The following is an 18864-nucleotide window of genomic DNA, read 5'->3' on the forward strand; positions in this document are numbered from 1 at the left end:
TAACGAGTGCTTATTTAGACTCGTTATTAGTCCATGTATCTCTAAGACCTACCGTTTTATTAAATATCAACTTACCATCTGCATTTTTATTGCCGTCAAAGCAAAAATAACCCAAACGTTCAAACTGGAAGCCTTGTTGAGCTTTTGCATCAACCAAACTAGGTTCAATGTACCCTTTTGTGATCACTAAAGAGTCAGGATTTAATACTGTAGTGAAGTCTTCAACTGCAGCCGGATTAGCAACGGTAAACATACGATCGTAATTTCTGATCTCAGCTTCAACACCGTGTGATGCAGAAACCCAATGAATAACGCCTTTCGCTTTACGACCATCAGCCGGTAACTTACCTAAAGTAGTTTCATCATAAGTACAGTAGATAGTAGTAATATTACCTTGCTCGTCTTTGTCACAACGTTCAGCTTTAATAAAGTAAGCGTTACGTAAACGTACTTCTTTACCGATAACTAAACGTTTGTATTTTTTATTGGCTTCTTCACGGAAATCTTCACGCTCAATATAAACGACTTTGCTAAATGGTAACTTACGCGTTCCCATGCTTTCATCACTTGGGTGATTTGGCGCGTCTAACCATTCAATATGATCATCTGGTAAGTTCTCGATAACCAATTTAATTGGATCAACAACTGCCATCGCACGTGGAGCACTTTCGTTTAAGTCTTCGCGGATACAGGCTTCTAACACGCCCATTTCAATGGTGTTTTCCATTTTAGTAACACCAATGCGCTTACAAAACTCTTGAATAGCGCCTGGGGTGTAACCTCTGCGTCTTAAACCCGCAATAGTTGGCATTCTAGGATCATCCCAACCTTGTACGTGATTTTCAGTTACAAGAGCGTTTAACTTACGCTTGCTCATCATAGTGTATTCAAGGTTTAATCTTGAAAACTCATATTGATGTGGACGCGTTTCAATCGAGATATTATCCAATACCCAATCGTATAAACGACGGTTGTCTTGGAATTCTAATGTACATAACGAATGTGTAATACCTTCAATCGCATCAGAAATACAATGAGTGAAGTCATACATAGGGTAAATACACCATTTGTCACCAGTTTGGTGATGGTGAGCAAAACGAACACGATAAATTACTGGATCACGCATACACATGAAACTAGAAGACATATCGATTTTAGCTCTTAAGCAGCACTCGCCGTCTTTGTATTTACCATCACGCATGTCATGGAATAACTGTAAGTTTTCAGCTGGCGTTGTATCTCTATAAGGACTATTTGTTCCTGCAGATGTCAAAGTACCACGCATTTCGCGCATGGTTTCTTGATTTGAAAACTCAACATAAGCTAACCCTTTGTTGATCAGCTCTTCTGCATAAGCAAATAGTTGGTCAAAATAGTTTGATGAATAACAAACTTCACCACTCCATTTAAAACCTAACCAGCTAACGTCATTTTTAATGGCGTTAACATAATCAATGTCTTCTTTTTCTGGATTGGTATCATCAAAACGAAGATTACATAAACCATTGTAATCTCTAGCAATACCAAAATTTAATACGATTGATTTTGCATGCCCTATATGAAGATAACCATTAGGCTCAGGAGGAAAACGAGTATGAGTTGTAGGGTATTTTCCTGCCGCTAAATCGGCGTCGATGATATTTCTAATAAAATTAGATGGACGATTCTCTGCATCCGCCATTTATAAAACCTTTTAAACAATTTAATTGGCGCGAGTATATCATTTACATTTAGGATTTTTCCAAGTTTAAATAGATAAATTATTGATTTAATTAGGGCTGAACTTAATTCCAACATCTAATATTAAAACTGGGTTTGTTAGTTATGACTGCATAGTTAAGCTAAACATTGGTTAAATTAACCAAAATGATAATCAATTCAATAAGATGATGCGATGTTTGGTTTGTAACCCACTGTATTTAATGGGAAAAATAACTGGCATTAAATGTGTAATAAGCAATGGCAATAGCAGTAATAAGAGAAGATCAATGTAACAGTTAGCAACAAAACTGATATCAATAGATTTATAACCATTTAACTTTTACCTAAAAAAATATTGTTGGAGAATATTTAATGAATACATCAAAAAATACAACCGCCCTTTCTATCCTTCTTTCTGGCCTATTGGTATTTAATAGTTCAGCGGTCATGGCCCATGACGAAGAAAATCAGTGCAACTTATCATTAAATAACGACTTGTCAGTGACTCCAGAACACATTCGTATTATTGAAGATGATGAAACTTTGGTTGATATCTACCAGGACAATATTTTGTTCATTAAGGGGGAGCAAATGAATCTTAACGATGAACAACAAAAAATGATCGTTGAATATTCAACGTCTATCCGTAAAGCTCTGCCAGAAGTGACTAAAATTGCGGTAGACGCTGTAGGTTTGGCATTTGAAGGATTGAACATAGGTTTAGGTGAACTTGTTGATATGGATGAACACGAGGAAAAATTTAAACAACTGCAACAAAAAATCAACGATAAATATCAAGATAATGAAGGCAGTTATTCTGTTACCAAAGGTGATTTTAATATTGAAATAGATGACGAAGAAATTGACGTTTTAGTTGAAGATCTTGTGGAAGGTATCGTTCCGAGCCTTATTGGTGGTTTAATATCAGGGATAGGTCAAGCTATCGCATCGGGTAACGACATAGATATAGAGCTTGATGATATAGGTGAAAAGGTTGAGCGCGAAATAGAAGCTAAAGCGGAATTGATTGAGATAAGAGCTGACGCCTTTTGTAACCAAATGAAAAGCCTTGATAAACTAGAGCAGAAACTTATAAACAGTAATTCTGACTTTAAAGATTTAGACTTGTTAGAGATTGAACATTAAGCTTATTTTTAGTTACGCATGCTGTTTAATATAAATTCTCTAATATAAAGAGATACATTAGGGGACATTAAAGTCCCCTTTTTTATAACAAAAACTCGCCAATTAAAATATTTGAAGCTAAACCTATCATTACCACTCCCATTACCCTATCGAAAATATGAGCATTAGTTTGGAAGAACTCTTGTACGCTTTTATGGGTTAAAATTAACGACAAAAAACAAAACCAGACTGCGGTAGCAACCGCCATATAAAGCCCATACAAACCTTTAATAACCAAAGGCGTATTTATATCGACAACCACAGTAAACAACGCTAAAAAGAACAAAGTCGCTTTAGGGTTAATGCCGTTAGTAAAAAAGCCCATTAAAAATGCTTTTTTAGATGAAATGGTTTTAACTTGCGCATTCTCTTTAATCTCCTGCTCAGTTACAGGCTGTGAGCGTATTGCGCCAAAACCAAGGTATAGCAAGAAACCAGATGCCACTATAATTAGTGCATTATAAAGCCAAGGCGTTGTGCTGATCACCAAACCGATACCCGCTAACGCATAAGTGACGTGTAAAAATATCGCCATACCAACACCGAGACTGGTAATTAATGCGATTTTTTTACCGTAACTAATCGAGTATTTCATCACGATAGCAAAATCAGGACCTGGGCTTGTTACCGCAATTAAGTGTGCAAATGCAATGGTAATAAACTCAGCCGCATATTGACTGTAATCCAAAATATTCTCCAACTTTGCTCAATTAGGTTTATATAAAACAGAACATTTAAATGCTTGGTTATTCAACAAGGCTTTTATTCAAACAGCCCTGCTACAACTTGTATTGGGTGTTTTAGTTTCTGGCTTTCATAACGTTTAACCTGACTACGACAAGAGAAACCGGTTACCAATACTGGATTTTCATCCGCTTGCTGTAACGCAGGCTTCCAGCTTAGTTGGTAAATGTCACTAGAAGCCTGTTGGTTCTTAGCTTCGTGACCAAAGGTCCCCGCCATACCACAACAACCTGTGTTAATAGGTTTAATGGTCATATTTAGCTTGCTGAAAATAGTTTGCCATTGAGTGTTTATATTGGGTAATACTGACTTTTCAGTACAGTGGGTCATTAAGTTAAACTGCAGCGTTTGATTGTCAGTAATAGTTGCTAGAGTATCTGATGACAAAGCAAAGTCTTGTTGCCATAACCATTCACTTAACAAACTCACCTTGTAGTTCACCTTGTCAGCGCCTAAAGCTTCAATGTATTCATCTCGGTAAGCAAATACCAAAGACGCGTCCATTCCCACCATAGGGATATTATACTTGGCTATGGTGTTGTAAAACGCGCTAGCTTTTGAAGCTGTACGTTTAAAATTAGCTAAAAAGCCTTTTACGTGTGCAGGTTTACCGTTTTCTTTAAAGGGTAAGACAAAAGGCATAAAGCCTAGCCCTTTTAATGCGGTTACCGTATCAAGCAATAACTGAGACTCATAAAAGCTAGTGAACGGGTCTTGTACAATGAAAACCGCTTTTGCTTGTTCAGATTCAGACAAGGCTTCTATTTTATTTTTACTAAACTTAAACTCTTCTTTTAAGTTTGAACCTAGGTATTTGCTAAACAAAGGTGCGTCCAAATAGCCAACAATATTACGAGTAACCCAAGTTGATACTGGATTGTTCATTATCAAGTTACTTAGCTTTGGTGTCTTTGCTAAGGTTGGTAATAAGTGCTCAATATTAGCCACCATATAATCACTCAGCGGTCTAAAGTAACGTTGGTGATACATGTCTAAAAACTTAGCTCTAAAACTTGGTACATCCACTTTAATTGGACAAGCAGTACTACACGCTTTACACGCTAAACAGTTATCCATTGAGTGTTTAACTTCATGGCTGTAATCGTACACGCCCATTTTTGCACCTAAGCTTCTAAATGCTTTATATGGCAAGGTCATTAACTGAAAAATAGTATCGCGTGACCGAACCAGCTGTTCATTGGTAATGCTTTCACCTTGTAACCTAATCCACTCACGCATCAGGTTCGCTCTACCTTTTGGCGAGAAAGAACGGTCTTTAGAATGTTTATAAGACGGACACATAGGACTGTTTACGTCGTAATTAAAACAAAGCCCGTTACCATTACAATTTACCGTGGTTTCAAAGTTTTCGACTACAGATAATGGAATTTGTTTATCAAAATGCGCTCGTTTAATGCCATCAACAGACACTAGTTTTTCCGTGGAGTCGATAGGCGTACAAATTTTACCAGGGTTTAATCGGTTGCCTGGGTCAAAGCTGGTTTTAACTTTTCTCAGTTCGTTAAATAAGGTTTCACCAAAAAACTCTGGGCCATATTCACTTCTGTAACCACGGCCATGTTCGCCCCACATTAACCCGCCATATTTGGCGGTAAGCTTTACAACTTGATCGGAAACCACGCGTAATAACTGTTCTTGTTTTGGGTCGCTTAAATCAAGTGCCGGTCTGACATGCAATACGCCAGCATCAACATGACCAAACATGCCGTAATCAAGTTGGTGGCTATCTAATAACGCTCTAAATTCGGCAATAAAGTCGGCCAAATGTTCAGGTGGTACTGCGGTGTCTTCCACAAAGGCAATTGGTTTTTTAGTGGATTTTGCATTACCTAATAACCCCACGGCTTTCTTGCGCATACCATAAATTTTATTAATGGCACTTAAGTCTTCAATTATTTGATACCCGATCACACCATCTTGATTGTTGTTTGCTATCAGCGCATCTAAACGTTGGCATAAGCTGGTTATTTTGAGTTTTTGATTATCTGGATCTTCATCGTTGTATTCAACAATATTAAGACCATCCATAGTTTGATTTGGCACATCTGTGATCAAATCTGATACTGAATCCCAAACCACATCTTGTTTGGCTAAGTTTAAAACCTTGGAGTCTACGGTTTCTACCGAAGTCGCATTAGCTTCTACCAAAAATGGTGAGTTTCTAAGGGCAGAGTCAAAATTGTCGTATTTAACATTCACCATTGTTTTGAATTTAGCTATGGGCGTAATGTTTAATTTAGCTTCTGTGATAAAGGCTAATGTACCTTCTGAACCTGTAAGAATACGTGATAAATTAAAACGACTCATGTCGTTGTTAAACACGTGTTCAAGGTCGTAACCGGTTAAGAAGCGATTAAGCCGTGGGAAAGTGCTTAAAATGCTCTCTCTTTGATTTGTACAAGTATCCAGTACTTGTTTGTAGATACCACTTAATGCGCTGTTACCATTTGCTAATGCTTGAGCATCAGCCACTGGCATGTCTGTGGTGAATAGTTTTTCGCCTGAAATTGTTACCGCTTCTAATTCAAGAACATGGTCACTGGTTTTGCCGTAAACCAAAGAACCTTGGCCTGACGCATCGGTATTTACCATGCCCCCTATGGTTGCGCGGTTAGACGTTGATAAATCTGGTGCAAAGAAAAAACCATAAGGGCGTAAAAAGTCGTTTAATTGATCTTTAATAACACCAGTCTGTACCCTAACCCATTTCTGCTCTACGTTAATCTCTAATATTTCACGCATGTGGCGCGACATATCAACAATCAAATGATCCGTTAACGATTGTCCATTTGTGCCAGTACCACCGCCTTTTGGCGAGAAACGTAATGACAGGTATTTATCCTGGTTGGCTAACTCAGTAAGCACTAAAATATCGTCAGTATTACGCGGAAATAAAATACCCTGAGGTAACGACTGATAAATACTGTTGTCGGTCGCTTGAGAAATACGGGCAGAATAAGACGTATCCATCTCGCCAGTAAAGCGAGAACCATTGGCTGCGGTATACGTTTTTAGTTCGTTGCAGAAGTTTGAAACCGTAACCGATACTATTTCTTGTTTTGTAATACGACGTATCATAGATAAATAGCTAAATAATTGAGTTATTAGGCGATTGATTATAACGAGAATTAAAATAAATGAAATTGATCTAACTAGTTTGTTATCACATTTACTCATTTATATGAGCGTTAATATGAAAAACCTAATTTATAGTGGAATGTTTGTGTATAAATAAGCGCAGAGTCGAATGACGTTAACAACAAATAAGGACTAAGCGACTTTATTGAAAGTTCTTGATTGCTCTAAAGCGCTAAACCAAGAATCGATATCCATCTCTACATATCCTTTCTCTATTTCAGTAGGCTTTGCAGTTGTGATATTTTTTGCATTGTCTTTAATAGGTTCTTCATTGATATGCGTTTGTCTTTGAATATCTTGATATAACTTAGCTTGCTGGTTGATATCTAAATTATTATAAACTTGCTGAGGTAAGTTACCCGTTGTCTTAATATCATCATTGGTGGTGATAAAAGCTTGAGGATGTAAATTAAGAAACAACGTAAGACTTTCTCTATTACCTGTTTTTACTAATTCGTTCAGTAATAAATCTTGTTCGTTGTTGGGTTTCTCAATTAATTTTTGCGGTACCACGTGAAATGTTTTTTCTAAGTCAGATACCGTTTTTAACGGTTTATTGCGGGGTAAATGAAATTCATCTAACTCTAATGCATCCTTAGTGACCATAGCTAAAAGTAAACTAAAGGTAGACGCGTCTTTAGTTTGAACCGAATTTTGAATGCCAGAATATACAGAAGATTCCCGTATGGCATTAATTGGTTTTATAACTGTTTCATTAAATTCGGTTTGCATTACAACGTCTTTTTTATGTGTCTGAATACATAATCGGCTGTTAAGCAAAAAACTTTAGTAAGTTGTGATCTAATATTTAGCTGTTTTAATCATTTTTTATGCCTTCTGGATATAAAATCAGCAGTTAAACAAAAAATGTGATTTTTTTGTTTACAGAAAAAAATAAATAGGTAATATGCCCAACCTCAAGTGGAGGGGTTCCCGAGTGGCCAAAGGGATCAGACTGTAAATCTGACGGCTCAGCCTTCGATGGTTCGAATCCATCTCCCTCCACCACTTATTCGATAAGCCGATGTTAAGCAATTAACATCGGCTTTTTTGATCTTAGGCTCTAATATTTTGGAGTTGCTCGCTTAAGCTTTATATACGGGCATCACTACCTCAAAAACAGCGTTCAATTTATTTAAACTGACTCGTTATAAATAATTAATTTAAAATAACACTTGTATTTATCTGTAATATTACAAGAATGGTCATAGATAACTTATATTTAAGTAGTAGACTTTGCGTTCAAAAAGTATTTTTAGCGGTAAAAACATACTCATAATTGACGACCAGAAACCATTTCAAATAATGCTTCGTGGAATGTTAAAAGATCTTGGTGTGGATAAAATTTCAGTTGCCCAATCGGGTGAAGCTGCAATTGTTGAGTGTGGGCAAAACCGATATGACATCTTGTTTATTGATTACAATCTAGGTGACGGTAGAAATGGCCGACAATTGTTTGAAGAAATTAAAGATCGTAAATTAATCCCCGACACCAGTATATGTCTGTTAGTGACAGGTGAAAGCCAAGCAACTACAGTGGTTGGTGCCTTAGAAGTATTACCAGACGATTATATTGTTAAACCATTTTCTCAAAACCTATTGTTACAACGAGTCGCTAAGTCCTGGTTGAAAAAACAAGTGTTTGTGCCCTTTTACATCAGTATGAACGCGAACGATTATGAAAATGCCCTTGTTGTTATCGACGACATTTTAGAAAACTACCCAAGATACAAAGCAACGTCTAACAAATATAAGGCTCAGGTTCTATTTGAGTTGGAACAATACACTCAATTAAGCGAATACCTAGATGAATTTTTAGAGAAGAAGCGTTTGAATTGGGCGTTGATCTTTAAATCTAAAATACTCAAACAAGAGAAAAAGTACTTAGCCGCCATTAAGTTTGCCAAAGAAGCGGTATTACAAAGTAAGATGAATCTTGAAGCTTATGACGTGATCACCGACTGTTATCTGGCTAAAGGCGATATTGAGCAAGCTTATGATTGGGTTCGCTCTGGTATCGAAAAGTCCCCTTTTTCTGTTCCGCGCCAATATAAATTAAGTGCCGTTGCCAAATTAAACAATGACTTTGAATCTTCAATCAAAGCCTGTAATCAAGTAGTTGACTTAACCTCTCATTCTTTTAAGAAAGATTATCGCCATTTGCTAAATCACATTAGAAATATCATTGATATTGTTGACCTAGAAGATGATGACAAGAAAAAGCGTAAGTTTAATCAACATGCTTTACATGTATTACAACAATCAAAACGTGACAGCGCTTCGTTTACCGACCTAGAACAAGAAGATTTTGAGCAAATGTGTTTAGCCCGACTGGACTCAGTTAACGGATTAAACCTAAAAGCCAAAAAGTCCTTTTCTCAGCTCACCAGTAAGTTCAACACCACAGATTATCAACTGCCAACGGACTTATTAGCCGATAGCATTTCATTAATGTTAAAAATTGGTGAATTTGATAATGCACTGGAATATGTAAACCAGATAAAAGAATTACAAATCGAATTAGACGACTTTACTAAGGCGATGATAGCTGACGCACAAGAGATGGCTAAAGATCAAATAAAAAGCGTCAAACTATTAAATGAAAAAGGCATTGAAGCTTTCACCGATGGTGATTATCAAGAAGCCTGTAGCTTGTTTGAAAAATCATTGGTTATCGCACCTATGAATACAGGCAGCGCGTTAAACTTAGCCCAAGTACTGATTGAGCTTATGAAAATGAATACTAAGCTAAAATGGACTTATATAGACCGTTGTAAAGGCGTATTTAAAATCATCGACGGAATGCCAATAGGTAAAGCCCACCAAAAGCGCGCAGTCGACTTAAAAGATCAGTTTAACGGCGTATTATCATTAGACAAATAATTGCCCCGCTTTAGTCATTTTGAATAAATAACTTTGGGTTTTGTGGATAAAATAACTCAGCTCGGCAGTCTTGGTAGGCAAACATTTTAGCGTCTTTGTATGGCAACTTCATAAAACCAGAGACACCAATGCCATTGATGTATTTTAGGTTAGTTAAAATCCCTTTAAGATGAAATTCAAACTCAGTCACTTTAGTTTTATCTAACAAGTTATAGTAATTGTGGATTTTAAGGTGCTTAGGTAATACTTCAAAAATAATGCAGCCGGTATGACGAATTTCGTTTAACGCGACTATGTGAGTCATGATTTGTTTCGGCAATTGCAAACGTTCATCTGGGTCGTCACCATCTTCAAAGTAGGAATGGTGTTTACCTTCTTCCATCTGCGGAACATGTGTCACTTCAAAGGGAATAGACGGTATTTGTTTTAGCTCAAAATGCTCTTGTTCATTTTTACGCTCCACATGAATGGTATTTTTAGCATCAAACAAACAGCTTTTAAACGTGCCATCGCGTAAATCTAATGCCCGTGCAATATCAATAATGTTATTTACGGTTTCGGTTACGCTTTTACGATACACATCATCAAATAAATTAAGGTTGGAGTCGACGTACATACCATCTGGCAACCAATGAATAGCAAAGCCCCCAACGATTGGAAATTCGCTTAACCGACTTACCGCAGCAACAAACGCCTTCTCATTGTCTCCCATGCCTTGTAAGTAGTTTTTGTAATACTTATCTAGCTGAGCATCTTTAATACTGTGCAAGTCACTATGAATACCCTGCTGGCGTAAAAATGATTTACGTGACGAGTACACAACAGTATCTAACTTACTCTCAGAACGTTTATTCCATATTGGGATATAAGCTGACTCAGGTTGTAGTTTGAGTTCAGGTAAAAACCAACTTTCCATTTGCTGAACATGTTGAATAAACTGGTCGCCAGCTTTTTGTTTTGCTTGTACGTTTTTTATATTGTCTTCTACATTAGCTTTTGTATCGTCACTCAGTAAATGAGTCAGTGTTTGAGCAAAGGCTTTTGGTAATCCTAACGATGATGGAGGTATTGCATTGTAGCCGTACCGACAGTTCTGGTTTGATGCTATCGCATATAAAGTCGCTGCTGCGCCTTGCTCATCAAATCGTGAATTCGATAAACCGCCGTTAAGCTGATCATCTCCAATAAAATAAACATCCCCTAAACGTGCATTGGTGTTTTGCATGTCGGCCGACATCAATTCCATTACGTTATTGGCTATCGGTTGGGCATTTTCATCTAACTGGGCAAATACGCAAGAGCCCCAGTCTATTAACGATAACACTTCGCTTTGCTCATCCCACATTAAGTTAGACGGTTTGATATCACCATGTACGATAGGTTTAGTTTCATACTGGCCATTGACACTTAACATAGTGAACTGTCGTAAATATTTAATAATGTTGGCTAACTGAATGGCAATTTTCACCACTGTATTTACTGGTAAACGACCTCGTAGTTTAGATAATTCGTGTAGGTCAATTCCCTGGCCACGCTGCATGACCAAAATGCCTTGTTTTTTAATATTCTCAAATGCGATAAAACCAGGAATATTAGGGTGGGAAAGTAGGTTCAACATGTAACCTTCTTCTTCTAACCGCTCTCTAACGTTTTGCGGTAAGGTAATACGAGAAAATTTAAATACCCGTTCAGTTTGGTTTTTGTCTGTACCAACAAAGACAAAACCATAAGCGCCTTTTCCTAGCATTTCTACTTGAGAATACCCCATCTTTTGCAGCTGAGTTTTACATAGCTCAACCCAATCTCTTAGTTTCTTGGCGTCATTGGCTGACAACAAGTAAATAGATTGTTCATCGGCGATGTAAAAGTTTTTTAAATTTGATTCCAACGCTATGTATTACCTTAATAATCTAGATTTTAAGTATGGCATTAATTGTTTTTCTTTGTCTTGAATTACTTAGAAAAAAAATGCCCAGCTATTTTTACACAACTGGGCATTTCAACATCAACACGTTTAATTACAAAAGCTCATTAAGGTTTATCCAATTTAAGCACGGCCAAGCAAAACAAAGCTCAGAATTGTTTTAAATCATATCCATAAACATTGAGCTTGGGTTTTGTAAATATTGGGTCCAAAGGTTATTAAATCGGGCAATTGTGCCACCATCAATAACACGATGATCGCCAGACCAACTTACTTGCATTAACTGACGAGCTTGTACTTCACCTTTGTCGTCAAACCTCGGTAAGGTCTGCATTTTTCCTAATGCGACAATCGCCACTTCTGGTTTATTAATAATAGGCGTCGCTGTTGTTCCGCCTAATGCACCAATATTAGAAATTGAGATAGTCCCACCTTTTAATTTATCTGGTGGTAAACGACCTTCTCTGGCTAATTCAGTCATTTCCATTACGGCAATGGCAATGTCTTTAATACTCTTGTTTTGACAGGATTTGATATTAGGCACCAATAAGCCAATTTTAGAGTCAACGGCCATCCCTATATTATGATCGTTAAAATAGGTTAACTCGGTACAGTCTTCATTTGGTTGCGAATTTAAGACTGGGAATTGTTTTAGCGCCATTGACATGGCCTTCATGAAAAACGGCATCATAGTTAATTTAATGCCTTGCTGTTCATAATCAGGTTTTAACTGTTTACGCAGTTTTACCAGCTCGGTTAAATCTATTTCATCTGAAAAGGTAAAGTGCGGAATCGTTGAAACTGAATTTTGCATGGCTTTTGCCATGACCGCTTTAATGCCTTTAATTGGCTCAACATAAGATGAACCGTGAACCTGTTGAGTATTTGGTTTAACTTGTATTTCCGTCTCGCCCTGTGAATGTATAACAGACGCTGCAACAAATGCCGGTTGAGATTTTGTATGGGCTATCAAGTCTTGCTTATATACTCTGCCTTTCACCCCCGAACCATTGACTGTACGAATATCTAAATTCATTTCACGAGCTAATCGTCTAACCGCAGGTGACGCCACCGCTTTATTTGTCGCTGTAGCAATTTGTACAACATTGCTAATGGCAGGATCTGAATGATCCTTGTCGGTGTTTTGAGAAACCTTACTAGGATCCTGTTTCATCTCAACACTTTCTAAGTGACCACTTGTCTTGTCAGTTAACTGACCGTTGGTTATATTATCTAAAGCCGCTGTATTACTTGATGATGAGCTATCAAGTGCTATAGCAAATAGTGGTTTGTGAACTTCGGCGACATCGCCTTTTTTATAATAAAGTTTATGAATAATACCGTCAGATTTAGACGGTATTTGTACCAATGCCTTATCTGTCATCACATCACAAATAGCCTGGTCTTCTTTTACTTTTTCACCTTCAACAACCAACCACTCAACCACTTCACATTCAACAATTCCCTCACCAATATCCGGTAATAGAAAGTCTTCATGGATAACTAAATTAGTTGGTGAAATCGGTGTTTTGTCCATGATCTGTTCAACAACACCTTGTGATGGTGTTGATTCTTGTTGTGCTTCTTGAGCTGAAGACACCGCAAACAAAGGCGCGTGTACTTGCGCAATGTCACCTTTTTTATAATATAACTTAGTGATCACGCCATCACTCATCGCCGGAATTTGTACTAAAGCTTTGTCTGTCATTACATCACAAACCGGTTGATCCTCTTTAATCTCGTCACCTTCAGCAACAAGCCATTCAACCACTTCACATTCAACAATACCTTCGCCAATATCAGGCAATATAAAATCTTTACTCATTATAAATTCCTCTTGGCTAGTAATTAACAGAGCGCTTGATGGCTTCGTAAACTTTTAGGTGATCGGCCATATATTCTTTTTCATGGGCTAACGGATACGGCGTGTCTAATCCACACACTCGGTCGATTGGAGACTCAAGATGTAAAAAGCATTCTTGCTGGATAGTTGCACTAATTTCAGACGCAAAACCAGCGGTCACTGGCGCTTCTTGTGACACGATCAAACGACCTGTTTTCAGTACTGAATTAACGACCGTTTCTACATCCCAAGGTAACACCGTTCGTAAGTCAATGATTTCACAAGAAATACCTTCTTGTTCTGCCATAGCTGCTGCTTTTTCTATTATCTCAACCTGTGCACCCCAGGCTAATAAGGAGATGTCTGAACCTTGTTTTACCACTTCAGCTTTGCCCAACGGAATTGAATACTTTTCTTCTGGTACTTCGCCAACAGAAGCACGGTAAAGTCGTTTGGGTTCAAAGAAAATCACTGGGTCGTTAGACTCAATACATGAGGTTAACAGCCCTTTTGCCTGATAGGCATTACGTGGAAATACCAGCTGTAAACCTGGAGTGTGAGCAAAGTAAGCTTCGGGAGATTGTGAATGGTATAAACCTCCAGCAATACCGCCGCCATAAGGCGTACGAATAACTAAATTTCCTACGTTAAATTCGTTACCTGAACGATAGCGGAATTTAGCGGTTTCATTAACTATTTGGTCAAACGCCGGAAAGATATAATCGGCAAATTGAATTTCCGCAATAGTGGTATAACCTAAGGCCGCTAAACCATTAGCAAATCCCATAATGCCTTGCTCTACCAAAGGTGTATTGAATACACGTTCCTTACCAAACTTTTCCTGTAAACCACTTGTTGCTCTAAACACACCACCAAAATGACCAACGTCTTCTCCAAATACACAAGAACGTTTGTTCTCTTCCATGGCAATGCTAAGCGCAGAGTTGATGGCTTGTAACATATTCATTTTAGCCATTATTTAGCCTCCTGTGTATTTGATACTATTCTTGCAGCCGTCGCAGGATAGGCTTCTGGGTATTTAATTATATGTTGCTTAAGTTGCTCGTATTGACGCTGTAAGTGCGGTGGCACTTGTTCATAAACATCGGTAACAAGTTCTTCCAGTGCTGGAACTTCTATTTTCTCAGATGTTTTAAGCGCATCTAATACTTGTTGGCGTATTTCATCTTTGGCTTTTTCGTCTTGAGCTTCGTCTAACCAACCTTGTTTCAATAAGTAAGATTTAAAACGCGCGATTGGACAGTTTTCACGGAAATTTTCTTCTTCATCTTTAGAACGATAACCGCTTGGATCATCTGAGCTCGAATGGGCTGCTAATCTATAAGCGATAGATTCTATTAACACAGGTTCATTATTAGTAACCGCATAATCACGAGCCATTTTTACCGCTTCATAAACGGCTAAAGCATCAACACCGTCGACACGAATTGCTTTCATGCCGTAACCAACACCACGACAAGCAATACCGTCGCCTTTAAACTGTTCACTTGCCGGAGTTGAGATTGCATAGCCGTTGTTACGAGCAAAAAACAAAACTGGCGCTTTATGTACTGCCGCCATATTCAGTCCTGCATGGAAGTCGCCTTCTGATGCGGCACCTTCACCAAAGTAACAAATAGAGCAGGCGCCCTCACCGTCTAACTTTTGTCCGTAAGCGTAACCTGTAGCTTGTGGTATCTGAGTGCCAAGCGGAGAAGATATGGTCATATAATTTAATTCTTTAGAACCATAGTGAATAGGCATTTGACGGCCTTTACCTAAGTCTTTTTCATTTGAGAAATTTTGGTTCATAAAATTTTCAAGGGAAAAGCCACGATACGCTAAAGCAGCTTGTTCACGGTATTGAGCAAAAATCATGTCTTTGTCTTCAAGCGCTGCTGCACTTGCTGTAACGGCGGCTTCTTCACCAAGGCACTGCATATAAAAACTAATACGACCTTGACGTTGTGCCGCTAACATACGTTCATCGAGTACTCTTACAAAGCGCATGGTTGCATAAATACGAAGAGCCGTTTTTTTATCCATGGTGGATTTCATCGCGCCTTTGTACATTTTACCGCTTGCATCCAACATCTTAAACGAAGGGATAGATAATGCATGTTCGGAAACAAACTCAAGCGACAGTGTATCGCTTGAATTTATGTTGTTGGGATTATCTATATTGTTCAGTTTACCCATTGATAAAGTACTCCTATTTTCAGGCAGCATGTTTTGATATTCGACCGACAAGATAAGGTCCATGTGCTGAATATTATTATTGTGATTTTTATTATTGTTATCGTATTTTTTTATTGTATATCATGGTTATAAACCATACTGAGCCCGACTCTACCCTTAGGTAACAGGCATTTCAATTTAGTAGAAATTTAGAGTAAATAGTTTAGAAATGGAAAGTGTTCAGAATAATTGCCACTTTGGTTTTAAAGGTATTAATTCATAAAGCTAGATGTTTACAATTTAAATAAAAAAGCCCCTAATTTAAATAAATTAGGGGCTTTACATTACTGCGTAAGTTACTGGTTTTTACAAGCGCAGTTAAATCAGATTATCTTCAATATTAGTAGGAACAACGGTGAGTAACGCTCTTTGTCCATTGGCAACATGTGCATTAGGGAATACGATTGCTTCTCCGTTTTGATCGGCCTTAATATCATTACTATCTTCTGTAGCAAACACATCACCTTGGTTAAACGCGGTGAAGTTAGCAACGTCATCAGCAAAGGTTAATTTGAACGACTCGTTATGCTTAACCACCTCTTTGTGTACCGACATAAATTGATACGCGCTTGAGTCAAACTTGGCGGTATCCACTTCAACACCACCAATTAAGTTAATCAATGTTGCTTTAGTTGCTGCAAATTTAGTTTGGTCGTTTTCGCCAAATGGTCTTACTTTGCCAAGCTCGATAGTAAATGAACTAGCGTCATGTACATTGGAAGAGTAATAACTGAATGTGGTCGCTGGTTTTTGCATTAGCAAAAATGTCGTTACGCCCATACTTTTTACTATTTCAAACTGTTCTTTACTCCACGGCTTACCGTGGATAAATGGATATACCGCAAACTTCTCGTGTGCTGAGTCTCTAATGGCCGTATGCAAGTCATAATGAGTACGTTCTGCATTGATATGCTTTTGGTAAAACTGGCTCACAAAGTCTTCTAGCTTTGCTGCTCTTATTTGTTCTTTATTTTCATTGCGTGCTAAAGGTGTTTTGCCTTTTTGCATACCGCTGAATAAACGGTTTAAATTCTCTTCAACAAAACGCTCACCAATATTAATCGACGCTGGATTACCGTATATAAATAAGGTTGGATGGATTAAGTTGATTGTATTGGTTAACAAACCAGTAATGATGTCATTACATATTTCAATTGGAGCGGTTTCGTTACCATGAATAGCGCTGGATAGCACAATGGCTTTTTTACGAGAACTGTTTATATTTTTTGGGCAAAAGTAGATCACTCCTGTGTCCCATATTTCAACGACACACTGTTCATGATCTAGGGTAAAAGGCGTTAACTGGTGTTCATTTTCACGAGTTAAGGATAAAAAGTCATTGTTTGGTATTGTGTTCATAAACTCTACTGCTATTAACTAAGTTTGCTACGAGTACTGCATTTTGCCATATTTATATTTTAAATATGTTACAAACGCAGAATAAAAAAAAGCCATCATATTATAGATGGCTTTCTTTGTTTACAGTTAGCACTGAAAAGCACTAATCCTTGCAGGTACTACTATAACCCTGCAGAGGTAAACGCTTGAGACACAATTGCTTGTGCTTCTTTTTCGATCGCCGCAAGATGTTTTTCGCCAGAGAAACTTTCCATATATATTTTATAGATATTCTCAGTACCCGATGGTCTTGCTGCAAACCAACCATTTTTAGTAACCACTTTCAGGCCACCGATTGACGCGCCATTACCAGGTGCTTCAGTCAAAATAGCTTCTATTTTTTCACCAGCAAGTTCAGTCGAGGTAATATCAGCCGGTTCTAAATTACTTAATACTGACTTTTGCTCAGGATTTGCCGGTGCATCAATACGTTTATAAATTGGCTTGCCATGTAACTCAGTTAATTCATCGTAATACTGTGATGGATTCTTACCTGTCACTGCTAATATTTCGGCGGCTAACAAGGCCAAAATAATACCGTCTTTATCTGTGGTCCATACATCGCCTGATTTGGTTAAGAAACTCGCGCCTGCACTTTCTTCGCCACCAAACATAATATGATGATTGGTTAAACCGTCCACAAACCATTTAAAGCCAACGGGAACCTCTAATACGTCTTTATTGTTTGCCGCTGCAACACGGTCAATCAATGAGGTACTAACAAGGGTTTTACCAATTTTTAACGTTGGATCCCAATCTGGTCTATGTTTGCTTAAATAATCAATACAAACTGCTAAATAGTGATTTGGATTCATTAAACCGTGAGTTTTAGTCACTATGCCGTGACGATCGTAATCTGGGTCGTTGGCAACAGAAATATCAAAATCATCTTTTATGCTGATTAAACTTGCCATGGCAGATTCAGAAGAACAATCCATGCGGATTTTTCCGTCTTTATCTAAGGTCATAAAACCAAAGGTTGGATCAAGATTGTCATTAACGAGTGTTAGGTCAATTCCATAGGTTTCTTTGATCACAGGCCAGTATTCAATACCAGCACCGCCTAATGGGTCGACACCTAATTTAACGCCCGCATTTTTGATAGCATCAAAATCAATAACGGTATTAAGCGCGTTAACGTATTGCTCAATAAAGTTTTGTTCTTTTACGTAGCCCGTTTTCAATGCTTGTGAAAATGGATAAATTTGTACGTCGGCTAAGTCTTCAATAAGTAGTTTATTGGCTCTGTCTTGGATCCAATTGGTTACATCACTGTCTGCCGGTCCACCATGAGGCGGATTGTATTTAATCCCGCCATCTTCCGGTGGATTATGTGACGGCGTAATAATGATCCCATCCGATAAAAACGATGGATGTTCTTGATTATATTGAATGATCAAATGTGAAATAACCGGCGTTGGGGTAAACCCTCTGCCCGTTTGCACTATTGTTTCTACTTCATTTGCCACTAATACTTCTATCGCAGAACTATACGCTGCTTCCGATAACGCATGGGTATCAAAACCTAGAAATAACGGACCTTCATAATGCATCTTTTTACGATAATCACAGATAGCTTGAGTCACGGCTAAAATATGTGATTCATTGAAAGTGGTTTTTAATGCACTACCTCTGTGACCTGACGTACCAAAAGCAACTTTTTGCTCTGGGTATTTTACAATGTCAGGCTCGTTTAGATAATAACTAGACATTAATCTAGGTACGTTTATTAAATCTGATTTTTGTGCTGGTTTGCCAGCATTTGGATGATTTGCCACGTTATCTTCCT

Annotated in this window: 12 protein-coding genes and 1 tRNA gene; 3 read left to right on the plus strand and 10 right to left on the minus strand. The window is 37.9% G+C overall.

Annotated features, from left to right (window positions below):
- Positions 1-10: 10 nt before the first annotated feature.
- Positions 11-1681, minus strand: a complete 1671-nt coding sequence (gene glnS, locus BTO11_RS11735) for a glutamine--tRNA ligase (protein WP_105052781.1) — start codon at positions 1679-1681, stop codon at positions 11-13.
- Between the two features lie 392 nt (positions 1682-2073).
- Here glnS and BTO11_RS11740 point away from each other — a divergent pair, with 392 nt between their 5' ends.
- Positions 2074-2847 (plus strand): DUF2884 family protein, encoded by a 774-nt coding sequence (locus BTO11_RS11740; protein ID WP_105052782.1) that lies wholly within the window; start codon positions 2074-2076, stop codon positions 2845-2847.
- An 82-nt stretch (positions 2848-2929) separates the two neighbouring features.
- Here BTO11_RS11740 and BTO11_RS11745 read toward each other — a convergent pair whose 3' ends face one another.
- The 3 genes from BTO11_RS11745 to BTO11_RS11755 all read right to left on the minus strand — a co-directional run bounded on the left by BTO11_RS11745 (position 2930) and on the right by BTO11_RS11755 (position 7521).
- Positions 2930-3574, minus strand: coding sequence for a LysE family translocator (locus BTO11_RS11745; protein ID WP_105052783.1), 645 nt, complete (start codon positions 3572-3574; stop codon positions 2930-2932).
- Between the two features lie 74 nt (positions 3575-3648).
- Positions 3649-6729 carry a D-2-hydroxyglutarate dehydrogenase YdiJ gene (gene ydiJ / locus BTO11_RS11750; RefSeq protein WP_105052784.1) on the minus strand — a complete coding sequence of 1027 codons (3081 nt, stop codon included), beginning with the start codon at positions 6727-6729 and terminating at the stop codon, positions 3649-3651.
- A 192-nt stretch (positions 6730-6921) separates the two neighbouring features.
- Entirely contained in the window at positions 6922-7521 is a 600-nt protein-coding gene (locus BTO11_RS11755; protein ID WP_105052785.1) for a VC2046/SO_2500 family protein, read from the minus strand.
- Positions 7522-7712: 191 nt separating this feature from the next.
- On the opposite strand from BTO11_RS11755, the gene BTO11_RS11760 reads away from it, so the two are divergent.
- Positions 7713-7797: transfer RNA gene (locus BTO11_RS11760), tRNA-Tyr, on the plus strand.
- A gap of 228 nt (positions 7798-8025) precedes the next feature.
- Entirely contained in the window at positions 8026-9672 is a 1647-nt protein-coding gene (locus BTO11_RS11765; RefSeq protein ID WP_105052786.1) for a tetratricopeptide repeat-containing response regulator, read from the plus strand.
- 10 nt (positions 9673-9682) lie between these two features.
- Here the strand turns inward: BTO11_RS11765 and BTO11_RS11770 are convergent, their stop codons facing one another.
- The 6 genes from BTO11_RS11770 to pgm all read right to left on the minus strand — a co-directional run bounded on the left by BTO11_RS11770 (position 9683) and on the right by pgm (position 18853).
- On the minus strand, positions 9683-11566 hold the full coding sequence (locus tag BTO11_RS11770; protein WP_105052787.1) for a protein kinase family protein: 1884 nt from the start codon (positions 11564-11566) through the stop codon (positions 9683-9685).
- Between the two features lie 190 nt (positions 11567-11756).
- Positions 11757-13421: a dihydrolipoyllysine-residue acetyltransferase gene (locus BTO11_RS11775; RefSeq protein ID WP_105052788.1), complete on the minus strand. Its 1665-nt coding sequence runs from the start codon at positions 13419-13421 to the stop codon at positions 11757-11759.
- 16 nt (positions 13422-13437) lie between these two features.
- On the minus strand, positions 13438-14415 hold the full coding sequence (locus tag BTO11_RS11780) for an alpha-ketoacid dehydrogenase subunit beta (protein ID WP_105052789.1): 978 nt from the start codon (positions 14413-14415) through the stop codon (positions 13438-13440).
- Positions 14415-15620: a thiamine pyrophosphate-dependent dehydrogenase E1 component subunit alpha gene (locus tag BTO11_RS11785; protein WP_105053751.1), complete on the minus strand. Its 1206-nt coding sequence runs from the start codon at positions 15618-15620 to the stop codon at positions 14415-14417. The genes BTO11_RS11780 and BTO11_RS11785 overlap by 1 nt, the downstream gene beginning before the upstream one ends.
- A 375-nt stretch (positions 15621-15995) precedes the next feature.
- Complete coding sequence (astE, locus tag BTO11_RS11790) at positions 15996-17036, minus strand: succinylglutamate desuccinylase (RefSeq protein WP_105052790.1); 1041 nt, start codon at positions 17034-17036, stop codon at positions 15996-15998.
- A gap of 161 nt (positions 17037-17197) precedes the next feature.
- The gene (pgm, locus tag BTO11_RS11795) at positions 17198-18853 is read right to left on the minus strand and encodes a phosphoglucomutase (alpha-D-glucose-1,6-bisphosphate-dependent) (protein ID WP_105052791.1); all 1656 of its coding nucleotides are present in this window, start codon (positions 18851-18853) and stop codon (positions 17198-17200) included.
- Positions 18854-18864 lie beyond the last annotated feature (11 nt).

The organism is Psychrosphaera saromensis, from assembly GCF_002954545.1.
Classification (GTDB): domain Bacteria; phylum Pseudomonadota; class Gammaproteobacteria; order Enterobacterales; family Alteromonadaceae; genus Psychrosphaera; species Psychrosphaera saromensis.